Origin of the sequence: Enterobacter asburiae, assembly GCA_011754535.1 — a bacterium.
Taxonomy (GTDB): domain Bacteria; phylum Pseudomonadota; class Gammaproteobacteria; order Enterobacterales; family Enterobacteriaceae; genus Enterobacter; species Enterobacter cloacae_N.
The window spans coordinates 1768896-1786497 of sequence record JAAQVN010000001.1; the positions used below are offsets into that span (position 1 = coordinate 1768896).

At 57.8% G+C, this 17602-nt stretch carries 15 protein-coding genes and 1 tRNA gene; 7 read left to right on the forward strand and 9 right to left on the reverse strand.

Annotation, left to right across the window (positions count from 1 at the left end; genetic code table 11):
- Positions 1 to 6 precede the first annotated feature (6 nt).
- The 3 genes from HBM95_08220 to HBM95_08230 form a co-directional block, all read right to left on the reverse strand.
- Entirely contained in the window at positions 7 to 1440 is a 1434-nt protein-coding gene (locus HBM95_08220; GenBank protein ID NIH42913.1) for a D-alanine--poly(phosphoribitol) ligase, read from the reverse strand.
- Entirely contained in the window at positions 1437 to 2555 is a 1119-nt protein-coding gene (locus tag HBM95_08225; GenBank protein NIH42914.1) for a membrane-bound O-acyltransferase, read from the reverse strand. The genes HBM95_08220 and HBM95_08225 overlap by 4 nt, the downstream gene beginning before the upstream one ends.
- A gap of 128 nt (positions 2556 to 2683) precedes the next feature.
- Positions 2684 to 3820 (reverse strand): D-alanyl-lipoteichoic acid biosynthesis protein DltD, encoded by a 1137-nt coding sequence (locus HBM95_08230; protein NIH42915.1) that lies wholly within the window; start codon positions 3818 to 3820, stop codon positions 2684 to 2686.
- Between the two features lie 278 nt (positions 3821 to 4098).
- On the opposite strand from HBM95_08230, the gene HBM95_08235 reads away from it, so the two are divergent.
- A tRNA-Ser gene (locus HBM95_08235) sits at positions 4099 to 4186 on the forward strand.
- A 132-nt stretch (positions 4187 to 4318) separates the two neighbouring features.
- Here HBM95_08235 and HBM95_08240 read toward each other — a convergent pair.
- Positions 4319 to 5176, reverse strand: coding sequence for an AraC family transcriptional regulator (locus HBM95_08240; protein NIH42916.1), 858 nt, complete (start codon positions 5174 to 5176; stop codon positions 4319 to 4321).
- A gap of 228 nt (positions 5177 to 5404) precedes the next feature.
- Between HBM95_08240 and HBM95_08245 the strand changes: the two genes are divergently transcribed.
- Genes HBM95_08245 through HBM95_08260 form a run of 4 tightly spaced genes read left to right on the forward strand, consistent with a single transcriptional unit; the run spans position 5405 to position 10319 of the window.
- Positions 5405 to 7243: a DUF2264 domain-containing protein gene (locus HBM95_08245; GenBank protein ID NIH42917.1), complete on the forward strand. Its 1839-nt coding sequence runs from the start codon at positions 5405 to 5407 to the stop codon at positions 7241 to 7243.
- Positions 7240 to 8520 (forward strand): oligosaccharide MFS transporter, encoded by a 1281-nt coding sequence (locus tag HBM95_08250; GenBank protein ID NIH42918.1) that lies wholly within the window; start codon positions 7240 to 7242, stop codon positions 8518 to 8520. The genes HBM95_08245 and HBM95_08250 overlap by 4 nt, the downstream gene beginning before the upstream one ends.
- A 13-nt stretch (positions 8521 to 8533) precedes the next feature.
- Positions 8534 to 9724, forward strand: coding sequence for a glucuronyl hydrolase (locus HBM95_08255; protein ID NIH42919.1), 1191 nt, complete (start codon positions 8534 to 8536; stop codon positions 9722 to 9724).
- A gap of 22 nt (positions 9725 to 9746) precedes the next feature.
- The gene (locus HBM95_08260; GenBank protein ID NIH42920.1) at positions 9747 to 10319 is read left to right on the forward strand and encodes a DJ-1/PfpI family protein; all 573 of its coding nucleotides are present in this window, start codon (positions 9747 to 9749) and stop codon (positions 10317 to 10319) included.
- Positions 10320 to 10382: 63 nt separating this feature from the next.
- Here HBM95_08260 and HBM95_08265 read toward each other — a convergent pair whose 3' ends face one another.
- Genes HBM95_08265 through hpxO form a run of 3 tightly spaced genes read right to left on the reverse strand, consistent with a single transcriptional unit; the run spans position 10383 to position 13534 of the window.
- Positions 10383 to 11318 carry an oxidoreductase gene (locus HBM95_08265; GenBank protein NIH42921.1) on the reverse strand — a complete coding sequence of 312 codons (936 nt, stop codon included), beginning with the start codon at positions 11316 to 11318 and terminating at the stop codon, positions 10383 to 10385.
- 11 nt (positions 11319 to 11329) lie between these two features.
- Positions 11330 to 12364 (reverse strand): molybdenum cofactor-independent xanthine hydroxylase subunit HpxD, encoded by a 1035-nt coding sequence (hpxD, locus tag HBM95_08270; protein ID NIH42922.1) that lies wholly within the window; start codon positions 12362 to 12364, stop codon positions 11330 to 11332.
- Between the two features lie 15 nt (positions 12365 to 12379).
- Positions 12380 to 13534, reverse strand: a complete 1155-nt coding sequence (gene hpxO, locus HBM95_08275) for an FAD-dependent urate hydroxylase HpxO (protein NIH42923.1) — start codon at positions 13532 to 13534, stop codon at positions 12380 to 12382.
- A gap of 239 nt (positions 13535 to 13773) precedes the next feature.
- On the opposite strand from hpxO, the gene uraD reads away from it, so the two are divergent.
- Positions 13774 to 14274, forward strand: a complete 501-nt coding sequence (uraD, locus tag HBM95_08280; protein ID NIH42924.1) for a 2-oxo-4-hydroxy-4-carboxy-5-ureidoimidazoline decarboxylase — start codon at positions 13774 to 13776, stop codon at positions 14272 to 14274.
- Entirely contained in the window at positions 14271 to 14594 is a 324-nt protein-coding gene (gene uraH / locus HBM95_08285) for a hydroxyisourate hydrolase (protein ID NIH42925.1), read from the forward strand. The genes uraD and uraH overlap by 4 nt, the downstream gene beginning before the upstream one ends.
- On the opposite strand, the gene guaD is transcribed toward uraH, so the two are convergent.
- Positions 14574 to 15893 (reverse strand): guanine deaminase, encoded by a 1320-nt coding sequence (gene guaD / locus HBM95_08290; protein ID NIH42926.1) that lies wholly within the window; start codon positions 15891 to 15893, stop codon positions 14574 to 14576. The genes uraH and guaD overlap by 21 nt on opposite strands.
- 98 nt (positions 15894 to 15991) lie before the next feature.
- Entirely contained in the window at positions 15992 to 17488 is a 1497-nt protein-coding gene (locus HBM95_08295; protein NIH42927.1) for an NCS1 family nucleobase:cation symporter-1, read from the reverse strand.
- Between the last annotated feature and the right edge of the window lie 114 nt (positions 17489 to 17602).

Genomic DNA, 17602 nt, shown 5'->3' on the forward strand with positions numbered 1-17602 from the left:
GGATAATTAATGTGTGCGGGCGTAAGCGTCCAGCAGCTTGCGGTCAATTTTGCCGTTAGGATTCAGCGGCAAAGCGTCTTTTACGATAATTTGTGAAGGCACCATATAGTGGGGAACCACCTTCGACAGCGAGGTTTTGATCGCATCCGGTGCCATATCCGTCACGCAGAACGCGGCGATGCGCAGCACGCTGCCGCAGGGTTTCATCAGCGGCATCACCACCGCTTCGTTAATGCCGGACATGGCTAGCAGGCGGTTTTCGATCTCGTTGATCTCAATGCGGTAGCCATTCAGCTTGACCTGGCTGTCGTTGCGGCCCTGGCAGTAGATAAGCCCGTCTTCATAGCCCAGATCGCCGGTCCGGTAGCCGCGGAACGCGTCATTTTCCCGATGCAGCAGTTTTGCCGCGTTCTCCTGCGGCAGGCCGAGGTAGCCGCGCATGACGTTTTTGCCCCAGATAATCAGCTCGCCCTCGGCGGAAATTTCCATTCGGCTGTCAGGCATCATGACTCCCACCGGCAGCACGGCGCTGTCGCTATTCAGGATCTCATCCGTGATTTCAACCACGGTCGTTGCGATGGTCGCTTCCGTTGGGCCATAGGAGTTGATGATTCTGGCCAGCGGGAAGCGGCGGCGCAGCTGTTTAACCAGCACTTTATTGAGCACTTCGCCAATAAAGATAAAGACGCTGAGTGCAGGTAAATACTCGCTGTTAAAGTGCGGGGAAAGCAGCTGCTGGTAGGCAAAAGAGGGGGTGGAAACCCAGGCGGAAACCGCGTTGCTTTTCAGCCGCGCCAGCCAGTTCTCTTTCTGGATATCCTCTTTAGCGTTCAGCACGATGTGGCCCCCCATCGCCAGATTCGCCAGTAAAGGGATCAGGGAGAGGTCAAAGCTGAACACCGCGTGGTTCATCAGCACCGGTTTTTCCGGCAGCGAAAAGTCCTGACTGACCCACTTCATGAAGTGCCATACGCTTTCACGACCAATCTGCACGCCTTTCGGTTTGCCGGTGCTGCCTGAGGTAAACATGATATAGGCCAGATCCTGCTCCTCCAGCACCTTGCCCGCCTCGCCGGTGGCGAGGAACTGCCGCGTCGCCACGTCGTAATAGTAAGGGGCGCTGGCCAGATGGCAGATCTCCCGCAGGCGCTCCTGCGGGTAAATGCAGTCCACCGGAATGTACGGAATGTTGTGCAGCAGGCAGCTATAAATCGCCACGGCGAACTCGGCCTGCTGATGTCCGTACAATACGACCGGCGTACCGGCAACAGGCTGGCAACGCTCATAGCGCTGTGCCCAGTCCGTCACGGCAGCGGAAAGCTGCAGCCAGCTTAAGGCCTCGTCGCTGCCGCTGATGGCCAGCTGCTGCGGGGAGGCGGGATCGTATAATGCCGCACGCAAGAAATCCTGCAGTTCCTGCAGATCGGTGTGATTTTTCATAGAGGTGACATTCCACTAAAGATGTAAAGGGAGCCCGCGGCGCTTCCCAGCGTCAGAATTCGCCCTAAAAACGCAACGGCCGGATACTGCAAGCCACGTTGTAACGCCGGGCTGCGTTTGGCTGACCACAACAGCATGTTGTGCGCGACGGAAATCGCGCCAAACAGCGCGCCGCTGATCACGTAATGGCGTTCCAGGCCGTTCCACGCCCCCATGCAGAACAGGGTGCAAAAAATACCGATATTTTGCGCCAGCGTTTTGTTCTGGCGGAAAAAGTTGAACTTCATCAGGTTCATATAAATGGGCATAAACACCACGTCGCGCAGCCATTCAGACAGGCTGATGTGGAAGCGGCGCCAGAAGTCCTGCGGATTTTTCGCCAGAAGCGGCATATTGAAGTTTGCCGGAATGTTCAACCCAAACAGGCGGCCTGCGCCGATGGCCATATTGCTGTAGCCCGCAAAATCAAAGTAGAGGTAGGCGCTATAGGCAATCGACATCACCACGCCCACGGTCAGCGTAAACGGCTTATGGCTCCAGGGCTGCACGACAAGTGAATCAACCAACATAGCAAACAGGAACTTCTGGATAATGCCGGTAATAATTTGCTCTAACGCGACTAAAAACTGCTCGCGGTTAAGGGCAAAGACGGGCTTGCTGACGTCGCTCATCCATGTCCGCCAGCGGTACATTGGGCCAGCCAGAATAATAAAAGGCATAAACAGATAGCAGAAATAATGCAGGAAATTCTGCCCTTCTTTTTTACTGCGATAGAGCAGCACGTCCACCGCGCGGAACGTCATAAAAGAGAGGCCGATCATGCCGAGATGATGATTAACGTGCAATTTCACCAAAAATAAAGGAAGCAGCGTTAACACAATAGCCTGCCAGGTTTTTAACCATCCTTTTTCTTTTAACGTGGCGACAAGGAAAAAACTGAAAAAAACGACCGCGGGAACACGGTAATCACCCTGAAAAATATAGCCCCAGCTTAATGCAGCCAGGACGGATAAGGCCGATAAATAAGTCAGACGATGACGTAATACGCGATTGACCAGCGCAAACACCAGGGCGGATGAAAACAAATACACAAAAAACATTCCTGAGCTATACATCATTCGGCCTCAGAACTTTTGATATTCAAAATGCAGCTGCATACTCATGCTGTCATCGACAGCGGTCCACGCGACGATGGTGATCGCCAGCAGGAGATAAAGGAAAAAAAGACGGATCGCGATTTTCATTATTTAAAGCTCTGTGCAATAAAGCGAATCATAGGAACCCAGGCCAGTTCGGAAGGGTGCAAACGATCCCAGTTCCAGCCATTCTGATAAGGCATGGCGTACATATCTAAATAAGGGATCTGGTTCTCTTTCAGAATGGTTTGAATTTGCTTATCAACCGGGCGGAAGGTGTCGGTATTGTAAAGCGCCCAGGGGTTTACCGGGTCGACGATCGCAATCACCTGCACGTGACGGTCTTTCAGCAACTGGACGGTTTTTCTGAATGCGGCGATTTGCGCAGGTACGACCGGCGTGTCATCCCACTGCTGCCGTGTACCGTCCTCCTCGTAAATCGTTTTGTCCATCCACAGGGTGGCCGCGCTCTGCTGGCGTTTTTTATTTAACTCGCGGGCATTCGCCAGCTCTTTATCCCAGTCAGGGGCAATGTGGGTGGTTGGCTGCGGCGGCCAGGGTTGCGCCGTTTTTGGCGTAATGTTGAGCAGCGACAGCCAGTCGTTTTTTATCAGGGTGCAAAAATTTGCAAATTGAAAACTGAGTTCATCCCAAATCAGGTCGGGGTGCCAGCCGTAGATACGCATTTGGCCAAAGGTTAAATGGCTTATCCCTTTAGGATCAATATGCTTTACGTCATTCACCAGTATCGGACGCGCTTGCGGATCTTTCATCAGAGGATTAAAAACAGAACCCGGGAAATTATCCGCATAGATAGCGGGCGGCAGACCTTTTGAGTAAAAGGCATCGGGTGCGAGAAGCAATACCACTTTGCTGTTTGCATTAAGGCTATTTTTAAAACGCGAGAGAAGTAAAAATTGCGTTTCGTCATCGACAAACGCATCGCCATAGGCCACGACGGGCTGGTGTAATTGCTTATTAAAATAATTATATACGGCGTAATGTTCATCTTCTGAGGTGGCAACCTCAGATGCACCGATGAAAAAAATAGCGTTCCCTTCGAGGGCATGAGAAATGGTGGCTATTTTTTCCGCCTGTTCTTTAGCCGTCCCCGCCATGGATTTGATCAGCGGCTGGAATGTAAGCGGCGGATCAAAGCTTGTCACCAGCGGGTGAAAGCTCAGGGCTAAAATGGCCAAAACCGCCATCAGGATATGTAAGCAAAACGTATTTTTGATTTTCATCATCAACCAGTAAGGTTATATGGCGGTAATGCGTTAAAACCCGCGTTACCCGGGTTTATTACAATTACACAACAATTGACCGTCTATTTTTGGGGCATTCTATACCACGGTGATTTAAAAGAATGAGCGTTGCTGTGTAACGGTATGTACAAGGTAGGAGGAAGCGATGTAAGGGCGGCGTCCGGGTGACTTTTTGCGCAGTCAAACGCCTGTGGGGAAAAATAGAAAAATTCCTGCTTTACAAGGCGCTAATAGATGTTTATAGTGCGCCTCACTTTGGAAGCGTGGCCGAGCGGTTGAAGGCACCGGTCTTGAAAACCGGCGACCCGAAAGGGTTCTAGAGTTCGAATCTCTACGCTTCCGCCAAATTCGAAACCCAGGTCGTTATGCGACCTGGGTTTTTTTGTGCACAGAAGACCCCCGGCCAGGCTGGAGGTTCAGCAAACCCGTCCGCTTTGATCCAGCGTTCAAAATCCCCTTTGATTTGTTAAAACCGCCCTAACAGGGAATTCTGGTGCAGCGGATACTGCGTCGATACTGCAGTGGCGTCTGACGCATCATCTTTTTAAAGCAGGTGATGAAATAGGTCACCTCGCTAAACCCGACTGCCAGGGCGATGGCGTCAATAGGCTCATCGCTGTACCGTAACAGCTCGCAGCTGCTTTTTATTCGCCGGGTCAGCAAATATTCGTGGATAGTACCGCCGGTCTGCTGGCGGAAAATGCGTGAGGTATAGCTGCGCGAAAGCCCCAGGTCGTGCGCTAGCTGGTCGAGCGAAAACTTGCTGGCATAGTGGGCTTCGACCCAGCTCATAATCCGCGAGGCGACGGTCTGCTGGCGCGGAGGGTAGGGCTGCGGCTGCTCGGGCAGAAACGTCATGAGCTGCATCACCAGAAATGCAACCTCGCAGGCCTCGGTCTGCTCGTTGCCCTCCAGGCGCTGAAACTGTTCAAGGATCCTCTCGATAAACGCCGCGTGATTGCTGAGATCGTAAATCTGTGCTGGCAGATTGCTGGCGGCCAGCGCGGCGAACCGGGCCTGATGGCGCGGGAAGGCGCTGAGCGCACTTTCGACGACCGATTGCTCAATGTGCATGGTAGTGCGGTGATAGGGGTTCTTATCGCTATGATCCACCTGCACTTTGTGCAAGCGGAAGGGTGGGAAGATAAATAATCGCCCCGGACGGGCGGTGTAGTGCTGATTATCCACCACCACGATGCCGTAGCCGCTGGAGATATAGAGCAATTCAACGCATTGATGCCAGTGGTAGTAAATCGCGCTGGTGGTGTACATGCGGTTGAAAGAAATGGCCTGCCGATCGAGCGTAATGCGTTCCAGCAGCTGCGCTTCACCCATTTTACCTCCAGAACAACAGATTTAAATTTTTAGGCCATCATTTGTAATTTATCCCCCTCGCGTTCGACAAAATCCAGTAAAAATGAAATGGCGGTTTAATTTTGTGAGTCTGCTCACTCAGCGCCGGGAATAAAAGCAGATACTCTTCATTCAGACGTCGCCCTCGTGGCTTTAAAAAGCCTAATAACAATAAGTTATCTCTACCCTCGTGTAATGCGGGAGGACCCTGTGCAACCTGAAAATATTCATCTGGATAATCCACTGACAAGCCGGGAAGAGGTGCAACGGCTGGTCAACGATATGCTGAACGCGGTGGCGCCCTGGTTTAAAAAAGACGCCAGCCGCATTGATTTAGCGAACTTTACCGCTCACTACGGCCAGCGTGTCGCGAGCATGGAAACGTTTTCCCGCCTGCTGTGGGGCGTGACGCCGCTGTTGGCTGGCGGCAGCGAGCCGCAGCACTTCTCATTCTATTTACAGGCAATAAAAAACGGCACCAATCCGCACCATGCCGATTACTGGGGCGACGTCGGGCCTTACGATCAGCGAATCGTTGAGATGGCGGCCTACGGGCTGCTGCTGGCGCTGGCGGGTGAAACCGTACTGGCACACTTCACCGAGACGGAGAAAGAGAATTTATGGTGCTGGCTAAAGCAGTGTGAGACTCAGGATATCCCCGATAACAACTGGCACTACTTTCCAATTCTGGTGCAGGTCGGCTTCCATTATTGCGGCATGCCAACCAACCCGCAGGCGCTGGAAGCTCATTTTGCTGCCATGGAGCACTACTACCTCGGCGATGGCTGGTATTCCGATGGTCCGGGACGGCCGCGCGACTATTACATCTCGATGGGCTTCCATTTCTATGGCCTGATTTACGCGAAGCTCATGGCCGGGGTCGATCCAAAGCGTTGTGCAACGCTGCGTGACCGGGCTGCGCGTTTCTCCTCTGACTTCATCCATTTCTTTGCCGAAGATGGCGCGGCGATCCCGTTTGGCCGCAGCCTGACCTACCGCTTTGCTGAGGCGGCGTTCTGGAGTGCGGCGGCCTTCGCCGGGCTGGAGGTCTTTTCGCCCGGCGTGATTAAGGGCATCGTTCTGCGCCATCTGCGCTGGTGGCTGAAGCAGCCGATGTTCGACCGCGACGGCGTACTCAGCGTCGGCTACAGCTACCCGAATCTGGCGATGGCGGAAGACTACAACGCGCCGGGTTCACCGTACTGGGGCCTGAAGACCCTGCTGGTGCTGGCATTAGATGAGGGCAATGCCTTCTGGCAGGCGGCTGAGCTGCCGCTGCCGCCGTTGCCCGCGCAGCACACGATAGCCCACGCGGATCAGGTGGTGGTGCATCAGGCCGATCACCTGTGGATGCTGACTTCCGGCCAGCTGGAGCTGAACAACTTCGTCAATACCGAAGCGAAATACTGCAAATTTGCCTATTCCACCCGCTTTGGCTTCACCATTGAACGCGGGCGCTACGGCCTGAACCATGCCGCACCCGATTCGATGCTGCTGCTGGCCGAAAAGGATAACTACTGGCGTGGCCGCCGCGAATGCCAGCACGTGGTAACCACAAACGGCACCATTTACAGCCGCTGGCTGCCGTGGCGCGATGTGGTGATTGAGACCTGGCTGCTGGCGTTGGGTGACTGGCAGCTGCGCGTCCATCGTATCGATACCCGGCGCGCGCTGGACTGTGCGGAAGGTGGCTTTAGCCTGGCAAACCGCCCGCAACCGCAGGTCCACGAGAGTGACAGCGCCTGCTGGTTACGCAATGTCCGGGATGTATCAGCCATTTTCTGTCTCCATGCGCACGCCCGCCGCGGCGAGACGGTGTTGACGCCGCCAAACAGCAATCTGTTGTTCGCCGAGCGCGCGGCGGTGCCGCTGCTGCGCGGTGAACTCGACCCCGGCAAGCATGTGTTAATCAGCGCGGTGTGGGCGGGAAATGCCGCCGACTTCGAGCCGCAACGCTGCCCACAGGCCATCATTAGCGATGACGCGGTACGCTTCGTGACGGCACGACAAGAAACGACGCTCGTTCTGGCTCCGGAGGCATCACTATGAGCACATCATCGTCCGTACGCGCCGCGCAGTACAAAATGAGTACCTTTATTTTCCTTTACTTCTTCACGTGGTCATCCAGCTTTGGCCTGTACGCTCTGTGGCTGAGCCAGAAAGTAGGCCTTGATAGCGTCACCATCGGCAGCGTGTTCGCTATTAATGGCGTCTTCGCGGTGGTCCTGAAGCCGGTGTACGGCTACATCATGGACAAAATCGGCATGAGCAAGTGGCTGCTCTATTTTGTCTGCGCCATTTCTGCGCTGATGGCGCCGTTTTTTGCGCTGGTATACCAGCCGCTGCTGCAAAGCCATGCGATGGCGGGAATTATCATCGGCGCGCTGTATCTGAGCCTGGGCTGGTACGCCGGCGTGGCGGCGTCTGAATCTTACGCCGACCGCTTTAGCCGCCTGTACGGGCTGGAGTTTGGCCGCATCAGAATGTGGGGTTCGCTGGGCTGGGCGATGGCGGCTTCGGTCTCCGGGTTGTTGTTTAACGTCACGCCGCTGGCCAACTTTCTGCTCAGCAGCGGTACCTCGGTACTGATGCTGCTGGTGCTGATTAGCCTCAAAATCGGCGACGAGCAGCTGCGCAACAACAGCGTCATCTCCGCCAATAAGATCGTCTTCGCCGACGTGCTGATGCTGCTGAAAAACCGCAAATTCTGGATGTTCAGCCTCTACGTTGCCGGGGTGGCGTGGATGATGTTTATCGCCGAACAGCAGTTCCCGCGCTACTTCGTGTCGTTCTTCGCCACCAAAGAGCAGGGGAATGCCTGGTACGGCTACCTGAGCACCGTCCAGTCGGGGATGGAGTTCGTGATGATGATGTTTATCCCGTGGCTGGTGAACCACTACGGCGCTAAGCGCGGCCTGCTGTTCTGCGGCTGTGTGGTCGGAGCACGGCTGATCGCCTCCGGACTGACCAGCGACCCGATTGTTATCTCCATCATCAAACCGTTTTATGGCGTCGAGATCGCGCTGCTGCTGATTTCGGTCTTCAAATACATCGCCGAACATTTCCATCGTCGGGTTAACGCCACGATGTACCTGCTGGGCTACCAGGCGATGATTTACGTTGGCTCGATTGTGGTCGCCCCGCCTGCCGGCTACCTGTACGACAGGATAGGCTTTGAGCATACCTATCTGCTGATGGGCTGCTGCGCCCTGATATTTACGCTGATTTCCGCCTTTACGCTGTCGCGCTGCCAGTCGACGCGCGATGACTCACGACCCTTTGCTCCGGCTTTAGATACCGCCCCGGTTGAACCGGCCAAACATTAATTCAGGAGTTGTTATGACCAAATCTGTTATCACCGAAGCGCTGCGGCCGATCGAACTGCTTCAGGTCGATCGCCTGGCGCTGAGCCAGAAGCTGGAAGCGGCGTTATCCCGCGTCACGCGCAAGCTCGACAAGAATATTGTCGCCTTCGGCGATAAGTTCCCCGGCGAAGCCTGTGAGAAGGGTGTCTGGCCGCGCACCGATAACGTGGAATGGACCACCAGCTTTTGGCCCGGCCAGCTGTGGCTGGCGTGGGAGATGACCGGCAAAGCGCATTATCGCGAAGCCGCCGAGCGCTATTTACCGTCGTTCGCCCGGCGTATTGAGCAGCGCATCGACACCGCAACGCACGATCTCGGGTTCCTCTATTCGCTCTCCTGCATCAGCGCCTGGCGGCTCACCGGCAACGAAGCCGCTCGCCAGTCGGCGCTGCTGGCGGCAGAGCGCCTGATGGAGCGTTTTAATCCGACGGCCAACATTATTCAGGCGTGGGGTGATTTAAACGACCCGGAGCAGCAGGGACGAATGATCATCGACTGCAATATGAACCTGCCGCTGCTGTACTGGGCCAGCGAACAGACCGGGGATCCGCGCTATGCGCAAGCGGCGACGGCGCACGCCGGACAGGCAGCGAAGTATATCGTGCGTGAAGATGCCTCGACTTATCACACTTACTATATGGATGTGCAGACGGGTGAGCCGCGCTTTGGCAATACCCATCAGGGCTACAGCGATACCTCGTGCTGGTCGCGCGGCCAGGCATGGGGCATTTACGGCTTTCTGCTCAGCTATCAGCACACCGGCGATAAGCAGATGGTTGAGCTATCACGCAGCCTGGCGCATTACTTCCTCAACCGTCTGCCGGAAGATGATATTTGCCACTGGGATCTGGCCCTGCTCGGTACCGACGCCGTGCGCGACAGTTCAGCGGCGGCGATTGCCGCCTGTGGCCTGCTGGAGCTGGTCAAGGCGCTGCCGACGCTCGACGCAAACCGCGCGTATTATGAAGAGATGGCGCTGCGTATTGCGCAGTCGCTGACCGATAACTACCTTGCCCATGACGACGATCCGACCGAAGGGCTGCTGCAGCACTCGGTTTATCACATGGGCAGCGGTAAGGGCGTCGATCAGTGCTGTAGCTGGGGTGACTATTTCTATCTTGAGCTGCTGGCGCGGTTGCGACAGATTTGGCATCCGTACTGGTAAGCCTTAAGCAATGGAGAGCAAGATGAAAAGCGTAGCCGTGCTATTAGCCCCCGGTTTTGAAGAAGGGGAAGCGATCGTCACTGTCGATATCCTGCGCCGCCTGAATATTACGGTGCAGACAATTGCCTGCGGCGAGAGTCGCGAAGTGGTGAGCTATCACGCCATCTCTGTGATGGCGGACAGCACTCTGCAGGTCAGCCTCGACCAGACCTTTGACGCCGTGGTGTTACCAGGAGGCCCGCAAGGCAGCGTTAACCTGGCGAAAAGCGCGGAGGTTATTGCCTTCGTCCGCCGCCACGATGAAGCGGGCAAATATATCTGCCCGATCTGCTCCGCCGCCGCTCGCGTGCTGGGCGGCAACGGACTGCTGAAGGGGCGTCGCTATGTCTGCTCCGGCGAGTTGTGGAAAACGGTCAGCGATGGCATTTACGTCAATGCCGACGTGGTGGAGGACGGCAATCTGCTGAGCGGCCGCGGGCTGGGCAACGTATTTGATTTCGCTTTTACCCTGGCGGCGCGATTACAGGGCGATGAAGCGTTGGCGCGCGAGCAGGCCAGCCATATTGATTACGCGTGGCAGCCGGGACGCGTCTGATAACAAAGCCTTACCGGCACATCTGAAAAACCTCCGGCTGTGCCGGAGGATATTTATTTCGTTTTACAGCCCGATCACCAGCTCCCTGGAATGGCTCCGAGAACAGCACAGCGCCACCTGCTGGTCCGTTGCGCTTTTTTCCGCCTCCGACTGCACGCTATCCCGGTGATCCACCACGCCGTCAATCACCGGCGTCAGGCAGGCACCGCAGATCCCCATTTCGCAGGACAGCGGCACGTCCACGCCGTTTTCCTGCAGTACCCGGGCGATGGTTTTATCCGCAGGCACAGGCCAGCGCTCCCCGGTGGAGGCGAGTTTGACCGTAAAGATCTCGCCGGATTCACCGCCCGTGACAGGCGCAGCGGGCTGAAACGCCTCGCTGTGGATATGGTCGTCCTCCCATCCCTTCGCCGTCGCCACCTCACGCACTTTTTCCATAAAGCCCGCAGGTCCGCACACCCAGGCGCGCAAACCTGCCTCGGGCGCGGGAAGGTGCTCTGCCAGGGTGGATCGCGGGCTGGTGGTATGAATAAAGCACTTACCGCACTGCAGGAGTTCGCGAGCAAACGCCGCGCTTTGACGGTTTTTGACGTAATAGTGCAGCGTAAACGGCGTACCGGACGCCTTCAGCTGCAGGGCCATCGCATACAGCGGCGTAATGCCAATCCCCGCCGCCAGCAGCAACACCCGCTCAGCCTGATGCAGTGGAAACAGGTTGCGCGGGGCAGAGATCGAAAGCGTCTGTCCGGGACGCAGCGTCTCGTGAACGTAGCGCGACCCGCCGCGCGAGGCGGCTTCACGCCCCACGCAGATAAGATAGCTCTCGTCCTGACATGCCCCGGTCAGGGAGTACTGGCGCACCACGCCGCTGGGCAGGTGTACATCAATATGCGCGCCGGGCTGCCAGGACGGCAGCGTTTCGCCGTTTTCGGCCACCAGCCTGACGGCAAGGCTTTTATCCCCCTCACGCCACAGCCCGTCGACAATCACGTTCAACATATCGGCCTCCGTCATACCAGGAAAAATTCGCCAAAGCCCATTTTTTTCAGTCCCCGGCGGTAGGCAATTGAGCTTTTATCGGCGGGAATATGGGCTTCCAGCGTCAGATCCAGCGGCAGACTTTCCGGGCGCTGGGTTTCCACCATCAGTCGATCTTCCTCGAAGATGCGCAGGTTAAAGGCATGCACGTCCTCCACCGGAATATGCAGGTCAAAGTTGCGCGCAATAGGGGCGAACATGCGGGTCACGCGCGATGACACGGGCGAGGCGGCGTTCATAATCACCAGCCGCGATTCACCCGGAAAATGAATCGTCAGCGTGGCGGTAAACGGCAGATGCATCTCGAAATGACGCAGCCACTGGAAGCCGTCCGGAGCCTGCACGTCAGAGCTGGCAGGGTAATTGCTCACGGAGCTCCAGTAATCGGCCACGAAGCCGAACGGCGTCTCCTGCGGCTGATAGGTGGGAACCAACTGATTATTGGGATCCGCAAAGGTATCGGTGTGGATCCATGCAAAGTGCGCCACGTCCAGAAACCCCTCCACCTGACGCCCGGCGAAGCCGTTCACCTCAAACGCCGGGCAGTTAATCTGCTGAAATCCATCGTCATCCCAGTGCGGCATGGCGGGCAGCGGCGCAGGATTGTCCGGGTCAAACGCCAGGCAGGTCCAGATCAGGCCGAAGCGCTCCTCCACGGCATAGTTAATCAGGTTCAGCTTCGCCGGAACGGGCTGGTCGGGGCTGGACGGAATACGGTTGCAGCGCCCGTCCTCCCCAAAGCGTAAGCCATGATAGGGGCAGATAATCCCGTGCTCGTCGTGAAAGCCGAGCGTCAGCGGCACGCCGCGGTGCGGGCACACGTCACGGGCGACCACGACCTGGTCGTGGATCCGGTAAATCACCAGCTGTTCATCCAGCAGGGTCGCTTTGACCGGTGCCGGGCCGACGTCGCAGGCGCGCGCAACCGGATGCCAGCATTTCGCCAGGCGCAGCCAGTCCTCTGGCTCAAACGTGCAGTGGGCGGGTGGAGTCGGTTCTCTTTTCATCGTTGTCCCTCTTGTTCAGCCTAACGGGCCGCCCTGAATGGTCTCGCACAGACCGTTGATAATGCGCTCCCCGGTCTCCTCTTTGAGCTCCTGATACCAGGCCTGCGTCAACGCCATATCTTTCCCGTGGGTGACGTCGCAGCGTTTACGCGCCTTCAGCACCAGGTCGCGCACCCGGTCGCAGCGCAGCGCCTCGTACTGCCGCAGCGCCAGCGTAATGCTGTGGTTTTCACGCAGGCACTCCCCCAGCACGACGGCGTCTTCCATCGCCGCACAGCCGCCCTGGCCGATATCCGGCGTGGTGCTGTGCCCGGCATCGCCGAGCAGCGCGACGTTGCCGCGCACCAGGCTGTCGAACGGCTCAATGTCGTGGATTTCAATGCGGTTGGTGGTTTCAGGATCCAGCGCCGCGATAAGCCTTTGCACCGGCGGCGCCCAGCCGCGGAAGTAGCCAGTGAGGTCGGCGCGCAGGGTGGTACGATCCTCCGCCAGGCCCGCGGGCAGCGGCACGTCAAAAAAGAAGTAGAAGCGGCCGCCGGAAACGGGCATCAGCGACACGCGCTTACCCTCGCCAACGAAGGTGGTCCACTGGTGCGCCGGGGCAATCTCTTCATCAATCTTTACCAGCCCGTTCCAGTTTACGTAGCCGGCGTAGCGGCGCTCCGGCGTATAGCCCAGCACATACGGGCGAACCGCAGAGTGGCTGCCGTCGGCGGCAATCAGGAAATCCCCGGTTGCCGTGGTGCCATCGGTGAAGGTCACGTTCACGCCCGCGTCGTCTTCATGCACATGTTCCACGCGCTTGCCGAACTGCACCTTGTCGCGTCCCCAGAAGTCCAGCATTTCGCGCTGGAGTTCAGTGCGCGAGACGGGGCAGGGGCGCCCGCCAGTACGCTCAACCAGCGGGGCGAGACTGAAGCGGGTCAGGGTGTCGCCGCGCCGGTAATCCTTGTAGGCCATAAAACGCATCGGCCCGCCGTACGTCTCGATGATGTCGCCCATGCCGAGGTGCTGCATGCATTTCACGCCGTTCGGCCAGATGGAGATGGCCGCCCCGACGGGCCTGATCTCTTTTACGGCTTCAAACACGGTACAGTCGATGCCCGCTCTCTTCAGCGCGACGGCGGCGCTCAGGCCGCCAATACCCGCGCCAATCACGATTGCTTTCATGCTTCTCTCCTTTTGCAGGGTGTAAAGGCATTCAGCAATTTGCGTACCAGGCTGCAGAGTGGCGAAAACGGCGTTGTGAGGGAGACGTTTGCACTGCTAAGGTGCGCAAACGCGGTGAGCGTGCCTTTTTATGAATCAAAAATTTCCAGTTGCGCTACAGGGAATCGACTGTTTCACGCCTGCGCTCAAGGTGGCGTGGTTTGTGCAATAGCCTGGAGAAGGACAATAAAGGAGACACTATGATCGCACTGCACGACTTCAATCATCTTCCCCACGAAAAGGCGTTAGCGCTGATTCACCCCTGTGTGGCGCTCCCCGACTGGGCCGATGCGCTGGTTCACGGGCGGCCTTACGCCAGCCGGGACGAATTGTTCAGTACGGCAAAATCGCTGATGCAAAACTGGGACGAAGCGGCGCTGGCGCAAGCTCTGAGCGCCCATCCGCGCATCGGGGAAAAGCCCGCGGGCTCACAGGCGGAGGCGGCGCTGTCGCGCCAGGAGCAGGGCGCGGTCAATGACCGCGATGCTGACCTTGCCCGGGCGCTGCGCGAGGGGAATGCCCGCTACGAGGCCCGCTTCGGACGCGTCTTTCTGATCCGCGCGAAGGGCCGCAGCGGCGAAGAGATTTTACAGGCGCTGCACGCGCGGCTGGAGAACAGCGACGCGCAGGAAGTTCGTGCCGCGCTGGAACAGCTGCGGGAAATTACGCTGCTACGGCTGGAAGGAGCTATTAGCGAATGAGCACGCTCAGCACCCATATTCTCGATATCTCAACCGGCAAACCCGCAGCGGGTGTGACAGTCCATCTGCAACAGGAGGGGGGCACGCTGGCCACGGGCGTGACCAACGCGCAGGGTCGCATCACTGCGTTCGTTCCCTCTCTGCCCGCGGGCCGCTATCGGCTGGTGGCGGAGATCGGCGCGTGGTTTAGCGAAACCGGTCGCGATACGCTCTATCCCTGCGCGCAAATTGATTTTGTGACGGGAGAGGCGGCAGACGAACACTACCATCTGCCTTTTGTGATTGCCCCTGGCGGGTGGTCAACCTACCGGGGTAGCTGACCACACCCGCTCGCCGTTGACCCAGGTCTCGCTGATGTTGCGCTCGTCGCCCAGGGTCATCAGCACGAAAAGCTGCTCGTAAATATCCTTGCAGCGGGAGTTGCGCAGGCGCTGCAGCGGCGTTACGTCAGGGTCGATAACCACAAAATCCGCCTCTTTGCCGGGCGCGAAGTTGCCAATCTTATCGTCCAGCCTGAGGGCATGCGCGCCGCCCAGCGTGGCGTGGTAAAACGCCTCGCTGGCGCGCAGGCGGTAGCTCTGCAGCTGGCCCACCTTGTAGGCTTCCCCCAGGGTGCGCAGCATGCTGAAGGTGGTGCCCGCGCCGACGTCGGTACCGATGCCCATCCGCACCCTGTGCTGCCAGCAGGCGGGCAGGCGAAACAGCCCGCTGCCGAGAAACAGGTTAGAGGTGGGGCAAAACGCCACCGCCGAACCGGTGTCATGCAGGCACTGCCACTCGCTGTGGTGAAGGTGAATCGCGTGGGCAAATACGCTGCGCTCGCCGGTCAGGCCGTAGTGGTGATACACGTCCAGATAGCGCTCATGCTCCGGCCAGAGATCGCTTACCCAGGCCACTTCGTTGGGGTTTTCGCTCAGATGGGTCTGCAGCCAGGTATCCGGGAACTCCTCTCTGAGCAGGCTGACCGCGGCAAGCAGCTCGGGGGATGAGGTCGGGGCAAAGCGCGGCGTGATGGCATACCCCAGCCGCCCCCGGTGATGCCAGCGCTGGATCAGCGCCCGCGTCTGCCGGTAGCTCTGCTTCGCGTCTTCGCTCAGGTAGTCCGGCGTGTGTCTGTCCATCATCACCTTTCCGGCGATAAGGCGCATGTTCAGGCGCAGGGCCTCGGTAAACAGCGCCTCGACCGATTCCGGATGCAGCGTGCAAAACACCAGCGCGGTGGTGGTGCCGTTACTCACCAGCTGCTGAATGAAAAATTCGGCGATCTCTTTCGCGTAGGCTTCATCGGCAAACTGGCTCTCCACCGGGAAGGTGTAGGTAGTCAGCCATTCCAGCAGCTGTTCGCCAAAGGCACCGATCATCTCCGTTTGCGGGTAATGAACGTGAGTGTCGACAAAACCGGGCAGCAGCAGCCTGCCGCGCAGGTCGGTGTAGCCCTTGCGGGGGTCAAGATACTGCTCGCCCTCCTGCCACGGCATCTGCGCCAGAATTTTTCCGTGCTGGATAAACAGCAGGCCGTCCTCAAGGTAGCGCGCGTGTTGGGCGATGGCGTCTGCGCTGTCGCAGACCCGGGCAATATCGAAAAATGCACCGCGTATCGCAGTCTGGTATTCCATCATGGTTCCTGCCTTAGTGTTTGCGTAGCGGGGTAAGAGGGCTTAGCAAGAACGGTGCCAGAATGAACGGGCCGCAGATAAACTGCGGCCGGAGGAAGGGGTTACTCTTTTTGCGTCGCCACGCGGGAGCTGAACGAGGTCGCGCCTGCCGTCTCGCGCTCTTCCCGCGCCAGCCAGCGGTAGGTCACGCCGCCCAGGAAGACGCCGATAAACCAGCTGAAGTTTGCCACCTCATGCAGGGCCGGGATAAAGCCAATCACCAGCCCCACGGCAACGGACGGGATTAGCGCGCCAATGGCTTTCGGGTTGAAGCCGTTGCGGTACCAGTATTTGCCCTTTGGCGTGTCGTCGAACAGATCGTCCACCGACACCTTGCCGCGCTTAATCAGGTAGAAATCGGCAATCAGAATGCCGAACAGCGGGCCGATAAACGCCCCGAGCACGTCCAGGGTGTAGTGAATAAGCTCCGGCGAGTTGAACAGGTTCCACGGGGTGAGCAGGATCGAGCCGACGGCGGCAATCATGCCCCCGGTGCGGAAGCTGATTTTCTGCGGCGAACAGTTAGAGAAATCAAACGCCGGCGAGACAAAGTTCGCGACGATGTTAATCCCGATAGTGGCGGTGATCATCGTCAGCAGGCCAATCGCCACGGCCAGATCGTTACCCACGCGGCTGACGGTTTCAATTGGGTCGGTGATCATGCGGCCAAACAGCGACTGGGTGCCGGAGACAATGACCACGGTGACGATGGAGAACAGCAGGAAGTTAAACGGCAGGCCCCAGCGGTTGCCGCGGCGGATCTCGCCCATGCTTTTGCCGTAGCGGGAGAAGTCGCCAAAGTTGAGCAGCGGGCCGGAGAAGTAAGAAACCACCAGCGCGGTCGCGGTGATCATCTGCCAGGTCTGCTCGCCCGCGCTAAGGGATTTGCTGGCGAGGGTGAAGGAAATGCCGTCAAAGCCGGTCTTGTATACAATCCAGCCTGCGAGGGCCAGCATCACCACATAAACCGCCGGACCGGCGATATCAATAAAGCGCTTGATGGCGCTCATGCCGTGCCAGAAGACCATCGCCTGGAGTACCCACATGATGGCAAAGCAGATCCAGCCCAGCGGCGACAGGCCCAGGAAGGCACCGATGGTAAGGCTCGCCAGAGAAGGCCAAAACTTCAGCACCACCAGCATCAGCGCGTTGGCGGCCAGCCAGGTCTGGATGCCGTACCACGCAAAGGCAATCAGCCCGCGGATCACCGCCGGAATATTGGCCCCGAAGACGCCAAAGGCCTGACGGCTGATCACCGCGTAGGGCACGCCCGCCATCTGGCTCGGTTTGGCTACCAGGTTGGCGCACAGCTGCACGATGCAGATCCCCACCAGCAGGCAGAGCAGCACCTGCCAGCTTGCCAGCCCGAGCGTGAAGAAGCTCGCGGCGACAACATAACCCCCCATGCTGTGGACGTCCGACATCCAGAACGAAAAGATGTTGTACCAGCTCCAGTTCTGGTCACGCGTCGGTGCCAGATCCTCATTGCAAAGACGTGGGCTGTAAACCGCACCGGAATCAGCGGCCGTACCTTGCTGCGCGTTTTGACTGTTTGGCATGAAACCTGCTCCTGTGTTTGAAAACCCGTTGAGTGGGAGTGGAGTCGGTGTTGCAGGATTCAGGCCAAAATATTAAATCTTGTATGCAATATTTTAATTTTATGTATACGATTC